The 18,316-nt window shown below is 30.6% G+C and carries 16 protein-coding genes; 3 read left to right on the top strand and 13 right to left on the bottom strand.

Annotated features, from left to right (window positions below; genetic code table 11):
- Positions 1-167: 167 nt before the first annotated feature.
- From LL038_RS02680 to mraZ, 4 genes are read right to left on the bottom strand one after another with little or no spacing between them, the layout of a single operon-like run.
- On the bottom strand, positions 168-2,363 hold the full coding sequence (locus LL038_RS02680) for a stage V sporulation protein D (RefSeq protein WP_216122305.1): 2,196 nt from the start codon (positions 2,361-2,363) through the stop codon (positions 168-170).
- Positions 2,364-2,405: 42 nt separating this feature from the next.
- Complete coding sequence (locus tag LL038_RS02675) at positions 2,406-2,891, bottom strand: hypothetical protein (protein ID WP_216122304.1); 486 nt, start codon at positions 2,889-2,891, stop codon at positions 2,406-2,408.
- Between the two features lie 27 nt (positions 2,892-2,918).
- Entirely contained in the window at positions 2,919-3,851 is a 933-nt protein-coding gene (gene rsmH, locus LL038_RS02670; RefSeq protein ID WP_216122301.1) for a 16S rRNA (cytosine(1402)-N(4))-methyltransferase RsmH, read from the bottom strand.
- 12 nt (positions 3,852-3,863) lie between these two features.
- Positions 3,864-4,292, bottom strand: coding sequence for a division/cell wall cluster transcriptional repressor MraZ (gene mraZ / locus LL038_RS02665; protein WP_071613415.1), 429 nt, complete (start codon positions 4,290-4,292; stop codon positions 3,864-3,866).
- A gap of 333 nt (positions 4,293-4,625) precedes the next feature.
- On the opposite strand from mraZ, the gene ychF reads away from it, so the two are divergent.
- On the top strand, positions 4,626-5,723 hold the full coding sequence (gene ychF, locus LL038_RS02660; protein WP_171296824.1) for a redox-regulated ATPase YchF: 1,098 nt from the start codon (positions 4,626-4,628) through the stop codon (positions 5,721-5,723).
- A 298-nt stretch (positions 5,724-6,021) separates the two neighbouring features.
- Here ychF and LL038_RS02655 read toward each other — a convergent pair whose 3' ends face one another.
- Positions 6,022-8,316 carry an AAA family ATPase gene (locus LL038_RS02655; RefSeq protein WP_216122299.1) on the bottom strand — a complete coding sequence of 765 codons (2,295 nt, stop codon included), beginning with the start codon at positions 8,314-8,316 and terminating at the stop codon, positions 6,022-6,024.
- A 245-nt stretch (positions 8,317-8,561) separates the two neighbouring features.
- Between LL038_RS02655 and LL038_RS02650 the strand changes: the two genes are divergently transcribed.
- Positions 8,562-8,981, top strand: coding sequence for a hypothetical protein (locus LL038_RS02650; RefSeq protein ID WP_216122297.1), 420 nt, complete (start codon positions 8,562-8,564; stop codon positions 8,979-8,981).
- 104 nt (positions 8,982-9,085) lie between these two features.
- Here LL038_RS02650 and LL038_RS02645 read toward each other — a convergent pair whose 3' ends face one another.
- Entirely contained in the window at positions 9,086-11,680 is a 2,595-nt protein-coding gene (locus LL038_RS02645; protein ID WP_216122534.1) for a calcium-translocating P-type ATPase, PMCA-type, read from the bottom strand.
- Between the two features lie 290 nt (positions 11,681-11,970).
- Here LL038_RS02645 and LL038_RS02640 point away from each other — a divergent pair, with 290 nt between their 5' ends.
- Entirely contained in the window at positions 11,971-13,611 is a 1,641-nt protein-coding gene (locus tag LL038_RS02640) for a putative manganese-dependent inorganic diphosphatase (protein WP_216122296.1), read from the top strand.
- A gap of 79 nt (positions 13,612-13,690) precedes the next feature.
- Here the strand turns inward: LL038_RS02640 and LL038_RS02635 are convergent, their stop codons facing one another.
- The 7 genes from LL038_RS02635 to LL038_RS02605 form a co-directional block, all read right to left on the bottom strand.
- Entirely contained in the window at positions 13,691-14,452 is a 762-nt protein-coding gene (locus LL038_RS02635; protein ID WP_216122294.1) for a hypothetical protein, read from the bottom strand.
- Positions 14,453-14,593: 141 nt separating this feature from the next.
- Positions 14,594-15,379, bottom strand: a complete 786-nt coding sequence (locus LL038_RS02630) for a flagellar hook-basal body complex protein (RefSeq protein ID WP_216122292.1) — start codon at positions 15,377-15,379, stop codon at positions 14,594-14,596.
- A gap of 28 nt (positions 15,380-15,407) precedes the next feature.
- A complete protein-coding gene (locus LL038_RS02625; protein WP_216122289.1) occupies positions 15,408-16,190 on the bottom strand; it encodes a flagellar hook-basal body complex protein in 783 nt (260 codons plus the stop codon).
- Positions 16,187-16,321 carry a hypothetical protein gene (locus tag LL038_RS02620; RefSeq protein ID WP_258880636.1) on the bottom strand — a complete coding sequence of 45 codons (135 nt, stop codon included), beginning with the start codon at positions 16,319-16,321 and terminating at the stop codon, positions 16,187-16,189. The genes LL038_RS02625 and LL038_RS02620 overlap by 4 nt, the downstream gene beginning before the upstream one ends.
- A 62-nt stretch (positions 16,322-16,383) precedes the next feature.
- Positions 16,384-16,878: a DUF6115 domain-containing protein gene (locus LL038_RS02615; RefSeq protein WP_216122288.1), complete on the bottom strand. Its 495-nt coding sequence runs from the start codon at positions 16,876-16,878 to the stop codon at positions 16,384-16,386.
- A 51-nt stretch (positions 16,879-16,929) separates the two neighbouring features.
- Positions 16,930-17,658 (bottom strand): FliA/WhiG family RNA polymerase sigma factor, encoded by a 729-nt coding sequence (locus LL038_RS02610; protein WP_216122286.1) that lies wholly within the window; start codon positions 17,656-17,658, stop codon positions 16,930-16,932.
- A 12-nt stretch (positions 17,659-17,670) separates the two neighbouring features.
- Positions 17,671-18,315 (bottom strand): flagellar brake protein, encoded by a 645-nt coding sequence (locus LL038_RS02605; RefSeq protein ID WP_216122284.1) that lies wholly within the window; start codon positions 18,313-18,315, stop codon positions 17,671-17,673.
- Position 18,316: the final 1 nt, after the last annotated feature.

Raw genomic sequence — 18,316 nt, 5'->3', positions numbered from 1 at the left:
AAATAAAGTTGATTTTATAAAAAATCACTCTACCCTCTAACATGGCAAATCCGACAGTTCACAAATGCTGAATCCTGTCGGTTTTTGTTTGCCACGTGCTAATTTATAATTATACACTATATTTAATGACATTTCAGATTAAAGTGATCTATTACTAAAAATAAAAGCTAATCAGCCATAATGTCTAGATCTGCAGTAATTGTAGTTCCTTTCTCCACGACTTTACCTTCTAAAGTTTGTTCTGAAACTATTCCACTCCCAGTAAATGTAACTTTAAGTCCAAGACTACTCAATAGTTCACTAGCACTTTCTGAACTACGCCCTATAATACTTGGGACCATAACCGTATTACTATCTTCTTTTACCTCGCCCGTATGAAGTATAATTTCAGTTCCCTCTTTAACTGTATAACCAGGTTTTGGGGTCATATCAGTAATAGTACCTCCATCTGAACTTAATTTTATCTTTAAATTGTTTTCTTTTATTATCTTCTGCGCATCTGCTGTTTTAAGGCCTCTTACCTCAGGTACAATAATATCTTTTAATAAACTTTTGCCAATTTCTTCACTAGTAGCATCAGATTTCAATGATAAATAATTGAAAATATCATTAAATACTTGTTTTCCAACAACAGTTGCAATCTGACCACCATAGTAATTAGATGGGTCTGGTTCATCTATATTAATTAGTATAGTTATTTGAGGATCATTTGACGGAGCCATTCCCGCAAATGATGAAACATATTTTTGTGATGCATATCCTGGACCTGTCTCACTAATCTTTTGAGCAGTTCCTGTTTTTCCAGCAATATGATATCCTGCGATAAATGCCTTCTTACCACCACCACTTTCTACAACTTGTTCAAGGTAACCCCTAAGCTGCTTTGCAACTGCCGGTTCAATTATCTTTCTCTCATTGTAATTTGAATATGTCTCTAGAACCTTTTTAGTATTTGTATCCCCATAATCAACTATCTCTTTCATAATATGAGGAGTTATAAGCTTTCCTCCATTTGCAATAGCATTAAATCCCGTTAAATATTGTATACAAGATATAGCATTACTTTGACCAAATGATGTTGTCGCTACATCTTGAGCAGTCATATCTTTAGTCTTTCTAATTATTCCTGAAGCTTCCCCATTTACATCAATACCAGTTTTTTTGCCAAACCCAAACAAATAAATATATTTATTTAATTTTTCCGGTCCTAGTCTACGACCTAGCTCCATAAATCCAACATTACATGAGTTTTTTAATATGTCCACAAAGTTTTCAGCCCCATGCCCTGTAGTTTTCCAACATTTAATTCTTCTCCCTGCAACTACAGTACTTCCAGAGCAGAAAAATTTATCATCTTCCTTAACTAACTTTTCCTCCATTGCAGCTGTGGCTGTAAATACCTTAAAAATAGACCCCGGTTCAAAAATATCACTAACAGCCCTATTTCTCCATACCTTTTGGTTTTCATCATAACTTTTGCTAAGATCCCAAGGATCATTAGGATTATAATCTGGTTTATTAACCATTCCTAATATTTCGCCATTTTTAGGATTCATTGCAATTATACTAACTGCTTTTGCTTTATTATCAATCATAGCTTGTGATGCAGCTTTTTCGCAAAAATACTGAATCATCTCATCAATTGTAAGCACTACATCTTTACCATTTATTGGTTTTGTATAATCAGATATTGTATAAGGCAATTCCTCACTTTTTCTATCGGTTTCTGAAATTTTTATTCCAGGTACCCCGGATAGAAACTTATTGTAATAAAGTTCAACCCCTGTTAATCCATTACCATCAGAATTTGTATGTCCTAAAACGCTTGATAAGAAATTATTATTGGGATAAAATCTTTTCGTGTCTCCTGTAATAACAATTCCACGAAGATTATGTTTTTTCGAATAATCACTTATTTTATCAGCTGTATCCTTTTCTATCCTTCTCTTCAAAATAGCTGAACCAATAACTTTGCCCTTTGAATTTGTCTTAGTCAAAGTTGATAAAACGTCACTAGATTCCATTCCAAGTATTGTAGCTAGTTCTGGCGCAATAGCTTTCATAGTTAAGCTATTTTTCGTCGTAGTTTCTCTTAATGCATTAAGATCTAAATCTACTCTAAAAACATTTGCACTTATAGCTAACTCTTTTCCACTTCTATCTAGAATTCGTCCCCTCTTTGGTGAAATTCGAACATCACTTGTCCACTGTAGAATTGCTTTTTCTTTGTAATCAGATCCTTTAACTATCATTACGTAGCTTAACCTACTAACTAATAGAAAAAACAAAATAAAAAGTATGAAAAAGACAATTAACATCCTACGTTTAACTACTACCTTGTCTCTATACTCTCCTCTTGCCAACTTATTTCCCCCCTGTTACTTTAACTGGGTATTACTTACTATCTAAAACATAATATCTTTTATTTTATTTACTACATTATTACTTATTCTAACTTTTGAATCATCATTTGTTTCTAAATTATTTTTGCTTAAATTAAAATACTGTATATCACTTATTTTGGGTTTAACCATATGAAGTTTTGTCGTAGCCGTTTTCTCAATATAGCTTATATTTCTAAACTTTATTAGATCTACCTCATATGCATCATTTTGTTTACTTATTGTGTCTATTTGAGCTTTGGCTTTAGAACTTGCTTGTTGATAGGAATAAATCATGCAGTATCTTGCTATAATAACCATTCCAATAACAAACCCTATAAAAATATTTACAAGAACCTTCTTTTTCTTTTTAATATCCTTTTGTCTTTTACTTTGATTAGCCTGCCTTCGTGACTTCTCTAAATCTTCATATTTTCGTTTTTTAATTGGTTCTTGTGGTGCTAAAACTGTATTCCCAAACATTTCAAACTCTTTTTTTGCTACTATCACTTTATTCACCCCATCCACAATTTAGAACTAAATTTTTTCTGCCACTCTTAGTTTTGCACTTCTACTCCTACTATTTACCTCCAGTTCTTCCTCTGTTGCCCTTATAGGTTTTCTACTAATAAGTTTTACGATTGGTGTTTTACCACACACACACATAGGTAACTCTTTTGGACATTTACATGGGTCTTCTAAGCTTTTGAATTTAACTTTAACAATTCTATCCTCTAGTGACTGGAATGTAATAATCGCCATTCTTCCACCAGAGTTTAGCCTCTCTATCCCATCTTCTATTGCTTTATCAAGTATTTTCAGTTCCCCATTAACTTCAATCCTTATGCCTTGGAAAGTTCTTTTAGCCGGGTGACCTCCATCTCTCTTAAACTTTGCAGGGATAGCTGCATCTATAACATTCACTAGCTCAAGCGTTGTTTCAATTGGTTTGTCTTTTCTTCTATCCACTATAAAACCAGCAATTCTTTTAGAAAATTTTTCTTCACCATAATTTCTTAAAACATCCGCTATTTGCTCCTCTTCATAATTATTTACAACATCAAAAGCTGTTATTCCTTTACTTCTGTCCATTCTCATATCAAGTTTTGCATCTCTCATATAACTAAATCCACGTTCTGTATTATCTAATTGATATGACGAAACGCCTAAATCCATAAAAATCCCATCTACTTTTTCAATTTCTAGTTTGTCTAGTATTGATTTTATATTGTAAAAATTATCATGTACGTATGTAACGTTGTTAAATTCCTTAATCTTTTCCTTTGCAGCCTTTAGTGCATCCTCGTCTTGATCAATTCCAATAAGCCTTCCTTTAGAAGATAACCTTTTTAAAATTTCAAGTGAATGACCTGCACCTCCTAGTGTACAATCAACATAAATTCCATCTTCCTTTATATCAAGTGCTTCAATACACTCATTTAATAAAACTGATATATGTTTAAACTCCATTTTTATCTCCTTTTATAAACCTAATTCGTTCATTTTTTCTGCAATCTCATCAAAATTCATATCTGACTCATTATATTTATCCCATTTGTCTTTAGCCCATATTTCTATTCTAGTTGATACCCCTATACTTACTATTTCCTTTTTAATTGAAGCGTATTCACATAAATTTTGTGGTATTAAGGCCCTTCCTTGCTTATCACTTGTTATTTCATTTGCACCTGAGAAAAAAAATCGCACAAACGCTCTGGCATCCTTACTCGTTAATGGAAGTTTTTTTAGTTTTTCCTCCATTATTTTCCATTCGTCCATTGTATATATATACAAGCACCCATCAAGGCCCTTAGTCAATATAAATTCGCTGCCTAGTCCCTCGCGAAATTTTGTGGGAATAATCATTCTGTTTTTACTATCAATGGCATGTTGATATTCACCGATAAACATAATATTCCCCCACTTTATATTATTACTCCACTTTGAACCACTTTAAACCATTTTAAACCACTATTAAGTAATATTCTATAGAAAAACAAAAATTCCTCTTTATTTTATATCATTTTTAAAATTTTAAATGAAATTTTAAGTGTAATTAAATCATTTCAACCCTTTACTTGAATTTATTAACTAAAATTACATTAATATCTTTGAGTTGCGTTTAGTTAAACAATTGGTCAAATTTACTTCTTTGAAATGCATTAGCTTGAAATAGAATAATATCTAGAGTATAATTTATTAGAACTTAATAATCTTAAACGCAGGAAAGGAATGTACATATATATGAAGCTAGGAATTGTAGGTTTACCAAATGTAGGAAAAAGCACATTATTTAATGCAATTACAAAGGCAGGCGCAGAATCTGCTAACTATCCATTTTGTACTATAGAACCAAATGTAGGTGTTGTAAGTGTTCCAGACAAAAGACTGGATGTATTACAAGGTATTTACGATAGTAAAAAGATAATTCACACTGCAATTGAATTTTATGATATAGCTGGCCTCGTAAAGGGAGCAAGCAAAGGAGAAGGTTTAGGTAATAAATTTTTATCCCACATAAGAGAGGTTGCATCTATTGTTCATGTAGTAAGATGTTTTGTAGATGAAAACATCATACATGTAGATGGTAATGTTGATCCACTTCGAGATATAGACACTATTAACTTAGAACTTATTTTTTCTGATCTTGATGTATTAGAGAGAAGACTCGAAAGATCACAAAAACTTGTTCGTTCTGGAGATAAAACGGCAAAAATGGAATATGAACTTATGGAAAGAATAAAAGAGCACCTTGAAGCAAATCTCCCAGCAAGGACCCTTGAATTTACCGAGGAAGAAACTATTTTCGTAAACAGTCTTTTCCTAATTACTTCAAAGCCAGTATTATATGCTGCAAACATTAGTGAAGATGATCTTATGTCTGGTAATACAGAAAATGATATGGTTAAAAAAGTTCAGGAATTTGCTAAAAATGAAAATTCAGAAGTAATTGTAGTTTGTGCAAGCCTAGAGGAAGAATTATCTACTTTAGACGATGCGGAAAAAATGGAGCTTTTACAAGAATATGGTCTTAATGAAACAGGCCTAGATAAACTTATTCATTCAAGTTATAGACTACTTGGACTAATGAGTTACTTAACTGCTGGTCCTCAAGAAATAAGAGCCTGGACTATACACGTTGGAACTAAAGCACCAGCTGCAGCAGGTAAAATTCATTCTGATATAGAAAGAGGTTTTATAAGAGCAGAAATAGTTTCTTATGATAAATTAGTTGAATGTGGTAGCGAAGCTGCTGCTAAGGAAAAAGGCCAATATAGACTTGAAGGAAAAGAGTACATCATGCAAGATGGTGATGTAGTCAACTTTAGATTTAACGTATAAAAAATATAAGCCGCAGATACTAAGAAATTAGTTCTGTGGCTTTTTTTCATTAATCTCATAGTTTTTCATGTCTGTTAACTAAGAGTATATATTGCTACAACTGCGTTTCGCTTCACCTTGAAGTTCTAGAATTTCTAAGGTTTGCTCAAATGCATTTTACGCAATATATACTTTTGTTAACATGTTATGATACAACAACAAATACTACTGCTACTATTACTACCCCATGAATAATTTTGTGTAAACGAAATAACCTCTACCCCTGCTTAGTAGTAATTTAGATAAATAAATTATCAAATTATTTTCTGCTACTGTATTTCTTTAGCTCTTTACTAATGATTAACATTACAGATTCAAAGTTTTGATCTGAATCCCCCATTAGCACTTGAATTGCATCATCGATCGAGGTCATTGTATATATATGAAAGTTTCCATTTTTAATTTCCTGTTCAACTTCCCCATTTAGGACTAAATCGTCTGCATTGGATAATGGAATCAATACGCCTTTGCCTTTTATAGTGTCTAAGGCTTTGCAGGCTGCAAAGAAACCTTCTATTTTATGGTTTACTCCTCCAATAGGTTGGACTTCTCCAAATTGATTTACCGAACCTGTAAGGGCAATGTTTTGCTTTACTGGTATTTTGCTTAGGGCGGAAAGCATACTTATTATTTCTGCAACTGATGCACTATCACCATCTATTTTTCCGTATATTTGTTCAAAGCTTAAGTGAAAATCAACTGGTAATCTACTAAATCCGCCATTAATATTACTCATATACCCCTTCAAAATATTAATAGATTTACTATGAATGCTACCACTTAGATTGCTCTCTTGCTGAACGTCTATTACATTGCCTGCTCCCTTATAACAACAACATGTAATTTTTATCGGCTTACCAAAACTAAAATATCCTGTATCAATTACTGATAGTCCATTCACTTGTCCTATTTTACTATTCGTAACATCAATAAGCATTTTCTTTTCAGTATAGTGATTTAAAATTTCCTTTTCCATAATATCTTTTGTGTACCCTACGTCAATTATATCATTTACATTAATCTCAGCTCTATTTTCTGACTCAACCTTATTACTAGCTAAGATTAATAATTTTTTAATCTCATGTTTGTCATAATAAACTTTTTTCTTACTTTCTACCCTCCTAGACATTATCCTTGCCACTTCTCTAATCGCTCCGTTTGTAAGTGATTTAAAATTATTTTCAAGGCAAATCTTATTAATCCCAAATACTAAAGAGTTTTTTAGATTATTATCTATATTCTGTACTGGATTACATTCTGCTTTTATAGTGAAAATTTTTTTAAAGTCCTCATCATAATTATAAAGCAAGTCGTATGTCTCGTAATCTCCAATAAGAATAATTTTTGTTTTGATGGATATAGGTTCTGGTTTTAAAGTATTTAAAGAAATAATCTCATAATGGTTACTGTTAGCTCCAACATCTACCTTTTCTGTTAGTAACGATTTCTTTAGTTGATTATACGCCAAAGGGTTACTTAATAAACTATTTATTCTAATTATCAAACACCCTTCATTTGCTTTAAGCAAACTGCCGCTCCTTATAAATCCAACATTAGTTGAATAAACACCTTTGTGATTTTCATATTCTATATTCCCAATTAGGTTCGTTAAATTAGGATCTTGCTCAAAAATTACTGGCGGCACTTTATTATTGCTGTTATCTACAATTACATTAACAATATATTTGTAGATAATTTCATTTATTTGTTCTTCATCATCATCATAATTCATAGAATAATTATCTATAAGTCTTGTTTCTATACTGCTACATACTATATCAATATACTCCACTACAACTTCATCTTCCATAAACATATCTTTAAAGTCATCTTTTATTTGACTCATTTCATTTTTGTAGTATATTTCCATTATTTGTTTTATTTTTTCTAAGTCTATTACTTCAAAGTCTTTTAATTTCTCTAAAGTATCCTTAGCTTTTTCTTTTAACATTTTTGCCGTAGCTAAAATTTCTTCTTTTCTCTCTTTATCTAGTGTATCATATTCATTCTCTGACATTTCCTTTCCTTTACTTAAAGGAATGAATGTAAACCCACTATTAGTAGACTTTATATCAAAACCCCTATCTTTTGCTATATCTATTAGACCCCCAATAAGTTCATTCCTTTTTTTTTGAATTCCTTCTTGGATTCCCTCTTTTTCTTTATTTGATGAATTATTATAAAACTTAAATGTACACTCTAAATACTCATCCTGTAATTCCTCAAGTATATCTTTTAACCTATTTCCACCCCCATTACTTACAACAATAGGTTTAGGAGATTTTTCATCTTCATATAATACATAACAAATATCTTTTGGTTTACTATTATTCTGAAGGATTTTATCTACACATTCAGTAATATCCTTAAGGCTTTCCTTTGAAAAATCGTCTATTAAATAAACATTAAAACCCTCTTTATCTATACTCATAGCAGTTTTAATATTTTTTATTACATCTAAATATTGTGGCATGGAATCTAATGTTTCCCTTGCATCTATATTCTCAATATCAAATTCATATATTATATCCTTTGGAGTTAATTCCTTACTCATATTCCTCCTCCTTTCAATTCTTTATTCTATTAATATTCTTAAATTACACATTTGGGGACAAATATTCTCATTATGGATTAATAATTTTTCTAATTTTATGATTACACCCGTTTTTATACATATATTGTAAAAATAAATTTATAAATACACCTTTTTTAATACTTGAGTTAAATAACAACTTAAGATATAATAAGCTTATTGACTTTTTATATTTTTTATAATTTTTTTTGTGAAGGAGTAATTTAATGGGATTAAAAGACAAATTGACCAATAGCTATACAAATGCTTATTTAAAAAGATATGGTGATAGACTTACTCAAGCACAAGGCAGAGTTCTATCTGTCAAAGTGGAAGCAAAAAATTATCTTAGAATATTTTATAAATTAACAGTAACCATCCTTGTAAAGGCTGATGGAAGCAAATCAATTTCTAAGTGCATATATAAAAAACACCGTTGGTTTAAAAAGATAAGCTTTATATCAGTACTTCAAGGACAGTCTGTTATAATTCAAGGAATGAAAGGCAAAAAAGGTAAAGAACACAGAGAACATATTCAAATTGTTAACATTAGAAACATGACTACGAAAAAAGACTTAGTTCCACAAAAACAAGGAACCCCGCCTCAAAAGGTACAAAGGGTAAGAGCAGATAAACGATTTAAGTAATAAAAGCTATATGACTTTTTGTCATATAGCTTTTTAAATCCACAAAACTTGACACCATAAGGTGATGCAGCAACCCTAGTTGCTGAATTACCTAACGTTGATGATCAGTGCTTGTTTGTTAAATATAAGTACAAACTATTTATAAAGGAAATAATACTTGAGAAAAACAAAACAATTAACCATTGTCCTAAATTAAGAGGTATAGTATGAAATACATTCTGTAAAAATGGAATATAAACTATACTAAGTAACATAATTACCGATATACTTACAGCCCCCAATAAATACATATTGGTAAATGGGTTAATTTCAAATAAAGAATGTTTTTCAGATCTACATTCAAACACATGTATTAGTTGAGATAAAACTAAAGTTCCAAGAGCAAGTGTTCTACATGCCTCAATACTCATACCATAATATTTACCACCAATAAATGACAATATAGTACAAACACCTATTAGGCAGCCACGTATGATAATCTTTTCTGTAAGACCTCTTGAAAATACACTTTCATTTTTCCCTCTAGGTTTTTCGAGCATTATATCAGGATCTGCAGGATCTACTCCCAATGCAATAGCTGGAAGTCCATCCGTAACTAAATTTACAAATAAAATTTGAATTGGAAGAAGTGGATTCTCTAAATAAAATAAAGAAGCCAAAAACATGGTAAGTACTTCTCCCAAATTACAGGATAATAAATATCTTATAAATTTTCTAATATTATTGTATATTACACGTCCTTCTTCAACTGCAGAAACAATAGTCGCAAAATTGTCATCGAGTAAGATCATAGATGATGCCTCTTTAGTTACATCTGTACCAGATATACCCATAGCTATACCAATATCTGCCTCTTTTATAGCTGGTGCATCATTAACACCGTCACCAGTCATAGCTACAATATGATTTTTATGTTTAAATGCCTTAACTATCCTTAGCTTGTGTTTAGGACTCACTCTTGCAAATATTTTTAAATTATCAATATTCTTATCTAATTCTTTATCACTTAATTTATCTAGTTCATCTCCAGTTATAACTTCCTCTGGAGACTTACAAATTTCTAAATCTTTTCCTATAGCATAAGCTGTATTTTTATGATCTCCTGTTATCATTATAGGTCTTATACCTGCAATCTTACACTTTATAACTGCATCCTTTACTTCTTTTCTTGGAGGATCGATTATACCTGCTACACCTATAAAAATTAAGTTACTTTCCAAATTATCATTATGCACAATACCAGTCACCTTATAGGCACATGCCATACATCTTAAAGCTTTATTCGACATAGCCTCAACCGATCTCATTAGTTTATTTTTATAAATGGGAAGCATCGGCTGTATCAATCCATCAATTAATATATAATTACATTTTTCTATAACCCGTTCCGGAGCACCCTTTACATAACAAACTTCTCTACCATCTTCTTTAACAATTACGGACATAATTTTTCTTGTTGAATTAAATGCTATTTCATATACACGATTAGCTTTGTCTAAAAATTCCTGTAACTCCTTAGCATTACTGAAAAAGCCTTTAATCAATGCTGTTTCTGTTGGATCACCAAATAAGCACTTTTCAATATTTCTTGCACTGAAATCATAATTACAATCATTACAGTATGTATAGGCTTTTTTCATCATTAAATTAAGCGGAATCTTGTCATTGTCAACATTGTAAATCTGTCCATCAAAATATAATGCTTTTACTGTCATATTATTTTCAGTTAAAGTTCCCGTTTTATCAGTACATATTACAGAGGTACAACCCAAAGTTTCAACGGCTGGTAATTTTCTAACTAGAGCATTTCTTTTAAGCATTCTGGATACACCAAGTGCCAAAGCTACTGTAACTATAGCAGTTAACCCCTCAGGGATTGCAGCTACTGCAAGACTTACTCCTAGTAAAAACATTTCGTACTTATCTTGACCACGCCAAATTCCCATAAACGTTACAACAAAGCAAATTATTATACAAAGTATAACTAATATTTTTCCAAGATGCGCCAATCGTTCTTTTAATGGCGACCTCTCATTATCTATACTGTGAAGCATATCTGCTATTTTCCCCATTTCCGTACTCATTCCTGTTGCAATAACTTTGGCTTTAGCTTTTCCAGTCAGAGTTATTGTTCCCATATAAATGGTATTTTCCTTAGAACTTGCACCTTTAGATACTCCAGCGGATTCTCCAGTAAGTAAGGACTCATCTAGCATGATGTTATTACACTCAGTCAAAATACAATCTGCAGGAATTCTGTCTCCACTTTCTAAAATTACGAGGTCTCCAGGCACTAAATATATTGCATTTATTACTGAAATCCCTCCATTTCTAACTACTTTAGCTGTTGGTGCTGCAAGCTTACTAAGTGCCTCTAATGACTTCTCAGTTTTAAACTCTTGAATAAATCCTAATATTCCATTCATTATAACTATTATGAATATAGTTATTGCATCTGCTTTTTCACCCATAAGACCTGAAAGCACCGTTGCTACAATTAATATCCAAGTAATAAAGTCATTGAATTGAGAAATAAATATTTGAAGAGCTGATATCTTTTTTTTACTTTCTAATTTATTAAGCCCATATTTTTTAAGCCTACTCTCGGCATCTGCATTTGTTAGCCCCTTTGATGAAGTAATACTATCATAACCAAGTCCACTTGACTTATTTTTATCCTTAGCATTGTTATTTGACATTCGTTCATTAAACACTTATATTCCCCCTTACACCTCTTTAAAATAGATAACATTTTCTAATTGTTATCTTCCCTACATAATCATCTTATTATTTTAAGATAACTACATTGCTATATTCTATATTCTTTACTAATATATGTGGCTACTTTCCTACATATGAAAAGAATATTTGGTTTTTTCTTTACAATATGTAAGTTTGAATATAAAATAATGTTATCAACAATTATTAGTTAAAACGACACGTAGATAATAATTATTATCTGCCCTAGGGGAAGACAAGGAGGACATACATGAAAAACATTGTTTATATTACTGGTCACAAAAATCCAGATACTGATTCTATTTGTTCTGCTATTGCCTATTCAGAATTTAAAAATAAAACAGGTAAACTTACTGCTGTGCCTATAAGGCTCGGTGAAACAAATTCCGAAACAAAATTTATTCTTAAGTATTTTTCAGTAGCTGAACCTGAACTTATAACTACAGTTAAAACACAAATTTCTGATTTAGACATTGATGTTGTAGCTCCAATTTCACCGGATATTTCTCTAAAAATGGCTTGGTCTATTATGAAGAAAAAGAATGTTAAGACCCTCCCTGTAATAGATGAAAATGATCAACTAGCTGGTGTAGCTTCAGTTTCAAATCTTGCTTCAAACTATTTAGATATTTGGGACAATTCTATTCTTGCAAAGAGTAATACACCCCTTGAAAATATTTTAGATACACTATCAGCTAAATGTTTATACAAACCAGAGACCCCTTTTAAAATAACTGGTAAAATTATTGTAGCAGCTATGCATCCTGATAGCACAAAAACAGTAATTGAAGCTGGGGATATTGGCATATGTGGCGATAGAGATGATTCACAGTGCTTACTTATTAAGTCAAAAGCATCGCTTGTAATTATTACAGGTGACCATGCACCAACAGCTGAAGTTATGGAACTTGCAAAAACTAACGAGTGTACAATTGTATTAACACCATATGACACATTTACAGCTTCTAGACTTATAACTCAAAGTATTCCTATAGATTATGTTATGACTAGAAAAAATCTTGTTACCTTTAATACAGAAGATTTTATTGATGAAATAAAATACACTATGATTGAGACTAGATATAGAAGTTATCCAGTTCTTGATGAAAATAATAAAGTGGTTGGAAGTATTTCAAGATTTCATTTAATATCAGAAAATAAAAAAAAGGTTATACTTGTAGATCATAATGAAAAAACCCAATCGGTACTAGGACTTGAAGATGCTGAAATATTAGAAATAATAGATCATCATAGAATTGCGGATGTTCAAACTGGTCAACCTATATATTTCAGAAATGAACCTGTGGGAAGCACTTCAACAATCGTAGCAACCATATTCTTTGAAAATGGAATTAGACCATCAAAAAGTGTTGCTGGAATTTTATGTGCAGCGATTATTTCTGATACATTATTACTAAAATCACCAACATCTACGATAGTTGACGAACTAACTTTAAAAAGATTAGCTCAGATTGCCGACTTAAATATAGAAGCGTTTGCTAAAGAAATGTTTAAAGCCGGTACCTCCCTGGACGGTAAAACAGCTGAAGAAATTTTCTACCAAGATTTTAAACCTTTTACCCTTAGCGGTTTTAAAGTAGGAGTATCACAAGTTGGTACAATGTATATTGAAGGCTTCGATACTATAAAAGCTGACATAATAGATTTAATGAATAAAAAAGCAACAGAAAATGGCTTCAACTTGATTATATTAATGCTAACTGATATATTAAATGGCGGTTCAGTATTAATAGCTGCAGGCGAACACAAAGATGTTGTTTCAAAAGCTTTTAATGTTACTTTAACAGATAGCGGTATATATATACCTGGTCTTGTTTCAAGAAAAAAACAGGTTATACCCCCTATTACAGTTGCCCTAAGTAAAATATAATAAAATTATAATTAAATAAAAAACAAAGCATTTATTAAATATTTGCTTTGTTTTTATTTATTATAATTTATAAACACCTCTATATCAGCTGTATAACAAGGAAAGCTATAAAAACTAGGAAACATATAGAATAACTTATGCTTAAATAATCCTTAATGCATACGTTATCAATTTTATTGTTGTAGTCACCATAACATTTTAGATAATGCATATTGTTACCTTTATGGTAAGAATAAAAATTAACTGATTCTATAAATGCAGCCAAAATATCAACATTAAGGAGAGGTACTATGAAAAGATTGCTAATGTAATCTCCTTTAAATTTTATCTTTAAATTTCTATTTCTAAATACATAAATTATATATAAAAAAACTTCTGCAATTATTGATGGTATTATATTAGCTATAGACACTATAAAACCTAATATATTCAGATCCTCATCAGCACTTAAATTATATAATATTGTAAATATAATTGCTGATCCATTACCAAACATTATAATGAGAAATAAAGGTGTTATAAATCCACATATAAGAGCTCTAGATATAGTAGATATTGTGTCATAAAAATGTTTTTTTTCATCGTTTTTTAAATTTTTTCTCTCTGTATTACTAATATCTATTACTATAAAAGCTGTAATAGCATTATATACTTGGTTATTTTTTATAAAAATAAGCCCCAAATATATAACGAATATAAGACATAAATATAAAAATTGTACCACATATATATTTTTAATTTTATTCTTTAATTTTATATTAATAAAATCAAAGATCCTTTGTCTATCCAATCTCCACAGTAATATGCTAAATAAACAACCAATTATATATCCTATCCCCATGATCACCCTCCTAAATCATATTATTATGTACTTTACTAATAATATATGAGGAATTCTCTCCAATTAAAACTAATTTTTGTATTATTTATTTTACCAAAAAAAGACATACTTCAAAAGCATGTCAAAACAATTATAAATTAATTAGCCTCGCAAATTATTAGCCATTTGCCACATTTCATCAGCTGTTTTTAAAGTACTTGAGCTAAGCTGAAAGGCCCTTTGAGTCATAAGCATATCAGTCATTTCAGTAGCAATGTCAACATTTGATCCTTCTAAGTACCCTTGATTAATAGAATAATCTTTACTATCCACTACATTTGTGCCAGGTTTTGGCTGAAATAAATTATCACCTATTGAAATCATTGAATTATCCCCTACAACAGTTGAAATTTTTATTTTTCCTACAACAGCATTGGTACCCTTTATAGATACATTGCCATTTTCAGAAACCTGAAAATTATTAGCAGTAAATTTATTAGTTCCATTTACTGTATTAATATTTTTACCACTGGGATCAACTATACTTAATCTATTACCCTTCTCATCAACAATAGTTCCACTTGCATCTGAAAGGAAATTACCAGCCCTTGTATAAGCCTTGCTACCGTCTGGCTGAGTTACTTCAAAATAACCAGTACCATCTATAGCTAAATCAGTTGATAAACCTGTCTGAGTAAGTGCACCTTGTGTATTGTCTCTTTTCCATTCTCCTACTCTAACACCTGTACCATTTTGAAGGGTAGTTTTTGAACCAGTACTTACTGGGTATCCTTTTCTATCAAGTGTCTCGTAAACAAGATCTTTGAAATTTGTGTTAAGCTTTTTATATCCATTTGTATTTACATTTGCAATATTATTTGATATAGTATCTAACTTTTCTTGTTGTGCCATCATAGCACTTTTACTATCCCATATAATTCTTAACATATTTACTCACTCCCCCTTTTGTAATGTTTTATTTAACTGTTCCTACTTCATTTACGGCTTTACCTAAAGTCTCATCAATAGCTTGCATAACCTTTTGATTACTTTCAAAATTTCTCATAATCTCCATCATATTTACCATTTCATTTGTTACATTAACATTTGATTTTTCAAGGGAACCTTGTCTTACAGTAACATTTGCATTTTGAATAGGATTTGGTGCATCATACAAGTTATCTCCAACTTTTTTAATAGTGTTATAATCTTTAAAGTCAACTAGATCAAATTTATATTGACTTTTACCATTGACACTAACATTTCCATATTTATCAGATTGAACTTTACCGTCACCTACAAATATCGGTTCCATAGCATTTGTTGCAATATTTTTACCTAAAACTTTATCCCCACTATCTGTTACTAAAAAACCACTTCCATCAATATGGAAATCACCAGTTCTTGTATAATAATTTTTAGTAGTTATTCCGTTATTACTTTGAACTGTAAAAAAGCCTTTTCCCTCAATTGCAAAATCTGTAGATTTATCTGTCGTTTGCAGAACACCTTGAGCAAAATCTGTATTTACATCATCAACTTTACTTCCCTGACTAAGAGAGCCAATAATATTTTTTGTATTTTTACCATTTACCATTTTATCATAATTTTGTATTAAAACATCATCAAATGACTTGATAGAAAGATTCTCAGCTTTATATCCATTTGTATTGGAATTGGCTATATTATTAGTTACGGTGCTTTGCCTTGCTTCTCCAGTTATAAGTCCTGTAACTGCTGTGTATAAAGCTCTAATCATTTTTTCACATCCTTAATAGTTATTGGCATATCATCTGGGTAACGCATACCATACCCACTTGCCTTAATTTCAATTTGTCCTTTACTCATTTCATAATTTATCTTTGAACCAGCGAGTAAAATACATGCCATAATCAAACCTATTCCTATTCCAATCAAGAGTTTTCTATCACTTAAAAAGTCTATTAATTTTTTTATCTTATATATAAATCCTTTATTAATAGTACTTCCCCCTTACCCAAATGCAATATTTCGCAAACTTCGTCAGTAGATGACCCTTCACTAAATAACCTTTTTATTTTCTCAACTTTTTCATTACTATTATTATGAGGTTCATCTAAGACTCTACTATCAATTTCATCTGGCTTAGATATGTATGTAATACTTGCATTATCTGATTTAGTATCATCTATAGTAATTGTATTCTCTTTATTATCGTGATAAGCTTCATAGTCTTTATGTATTTTATCGTTTTTTGCCATAATCTCTTTTATTTCCATTATTTCGCTTTGAAGTTCTAAAATGCTTTCTGAAAACTCTGCTCTAAGTTCCCCTATCCTAATATCATCATCTTTAATATTTCCCATAGCATTCCCTAAAACTCCATTAAAGGACTTATTTTGTTTTTTTATTGATAACACATTTAAAATTATAAGAATTAACCCAATAAAAATTAATAAACCTGTCATATAATTCACCTCTAATCTTAAAAATTAAATTATTAGTATGTAATTTCTATATTATAAATCATATTTAAGTTTAACTAAGGCCTTTCTTAGATTTATAAGAGCTCTGCTATGGAGTTGACAAACTCGTGATTCAGATACGCTCAAAATATTTCCTATTTCCTTAAGTGTAAGACCTTCAAAATAATATAAGGTTAAAACAAGTTTATCTTTTTCTTTAACATTGTCTAGCCCTAAAGCTAAATATTCAACTTGTTCTTTTTGTTCTAATGCTCCCTCAGGGCTAGGACTCCTATTATCTCTAATAGTACCACTAAGTGGCATGTCATCATCATCAGAAAAAATCAGATCTTCAAGCGAAACTACCGATATATAATTTATATTGTTTTCAATGCTTGCAACTTCATTTATTGTAATACCAAGTTCACTCGCAATTTCGTGGTTTGTTGGTTCCCGATATAAGCATTTCTGAAGCCTCTCAATTGCTTCGTTATATCTGTTAAGCTTATCCATAGCTCCTTTAGATATTGGACTATTACGCCTAAGCTCATCTATCATAGCACCCTTTATTCTTATTGATGCATAACTTGAAAACTTCATACCTTTAGTGGCATCGTATTTTCCTAAAGCATCCATAAGGCCTAACATACCATAACTAATTAAGTCTTCATATTCAACATATTTAGTTTTTCCAATAATTACTCTAGATGCAATATATTTAACTAAAGGTATATGTTTTTTTACAATTTGCTCTCTTATATCATCTGCTTTAGCTATGGACATTTAAAAACCTCCTCAAATTTTTTTCATTTGATTTCTCATAAGTTGAAATATATATCTAATAAGTTGCTCCCTTGTTGCGTTATCTAAAAATTCGAAACTAAGACCACATATAAATCTACCATCATCGTCTTTCATTATCCTCTTTGTTTGCCCTACAATAAGTACCTCTTCTTCGTTAACAGTTAATGCTACCAATAGAAAATCATTATCCTTAATTTTCTCTGACACTTTAACCCTCATGCCACCACCACTTAAATCAACAAGCACTGCCTTTAAATATTTACTACCATCAATAGTACTAAGCTTTACTTTCGGCTCATTCTTAAGATTTATGTATTTAGCAGTTTTTATTAATGGTACTCTAACATATTTTCTTCTTTGTATTTTTTTTATTTCCTCAGGTTTTGCAAGGAGTAAAATGGGTATATTCTCAAATTTACGACCTATAATTGTAGATGAAAATTTATAAATATTTTCTTCTTCATAATATATTACATCTATTATGGATCCATTTGACAATGGAAGATACTCTCCTGCATTCGTAGGAATACTAATTGCTATGTAATCTTGTGTTACATCTTGCACATTACTATTAAAATATTTTTCGTCAACTAATATTTCTAGCTTCTTATTTAACTTAAAATCAACTTTAATCAAC

Origin of the sequence: Clostridium estertheticum, from assembly GCF_026650985.1 — a bacterium.
Classification (GTDB): Bacteria; Bacillota; Clostridia; order Clostridiales; family Clostridiaceae; genus Clostridium_AD; species Clostridium_AD estertheticum_C.
This window is presented reverse-complemented; position numbering and strand designations above follow the sequence as displayed.

Excerpts from the sequence above, each read along its gene's own strand:
- LL038_RS02650 (WP_216122297.1), top strand. The coding sequence starts at position 8,562 with ATGGGATTAAAAGACAAATTGACCAATAGCTATACAAATGCTTATTTA.
- LL038_RS02620 (WP_258880636.1), bottom strand. The coding sequence starts at position 16,321 with ATGGCATGTATTTTACTCGCTGGTTCAAAGATAAATTATGAAATGAGT.
- LL038_RS02615 (WP_216122288.1), bottom strand. The coding sequence starts at position 16,878 with ATGACAGGTTTATTAATTTTTATTGGGTTAATTCTTATAATTTTAAAT.
- rsmH (WP_216122301.1), bottom strand. The coding sequence starts at position 3,851 with ATGGAGTTTAAACATATATCAGTTTTATTAAATGAGTGTATTGAAGCA.
- mraZ (WP_071613415.1), bottom strand. The coding sequence starts at position 4,292 with ATGTTTATCGGTGAATATCAACATGCCATTGATAGTAAAAACAGAATG.
- LL038_RS02635 (WP_216122294.1), bottom strand. The coding sequence starts at position 14,452 with ATGGGGATAGGATATATAATTGGTTGTTTATTTAGCATATTACTGTGG.
- LL038_RS02655 (WP_216122299.1), bottom strand. The coding sequence starts at position 8,316 with ATGAGTAAGGAATTAACTCCAAAGGATATAATATATGAATTTGATATT.
- LL038_RS02645 (WP_216122534.1), bottom strand. The coding sequence starts at position 11,680 with ATGTCAAATAACAATGCTAAGGATAAAAATAAGTCAAGTGGACTTGGT.
- LL038_RS02625 (WP_216122289.1), bottom strand. The coding sequence starts at position 16,190 with ATGATTAGAGCTTTATACACAGCAGTTACAGGACTTATAACTGGAGAA.
- ychF (WP_171296824.1), top strand. The coding sequence starts at position 4,626 with ATGAAGCTAGGAATTGTAGGTTTACCAAATGTAGGAAAAAGCACATTA.
- LL038_RS02610 (WP_216122286.1), bottom strand. The coding sequence starts at position 17,658 with ATGTCCATAGCTAAAGCAGATGATATAAGAGAGCAAATTGTAAAAAAA.
- LL038_RS02640 (WP_216122296.1), top strand. The coding sequence starts at position 11,971 with ATGAAAAACATTGTTTATATTACTGGTCACAAAAATCCAGATACTGAT.
- LL038_RS02630 (WP_216122292.1), bottom strand. The coding sequence starts at position 15,379 with ATGTTAAGAATTATATGGGATAGTAAAAGTGCTATGATGGCACAACAA.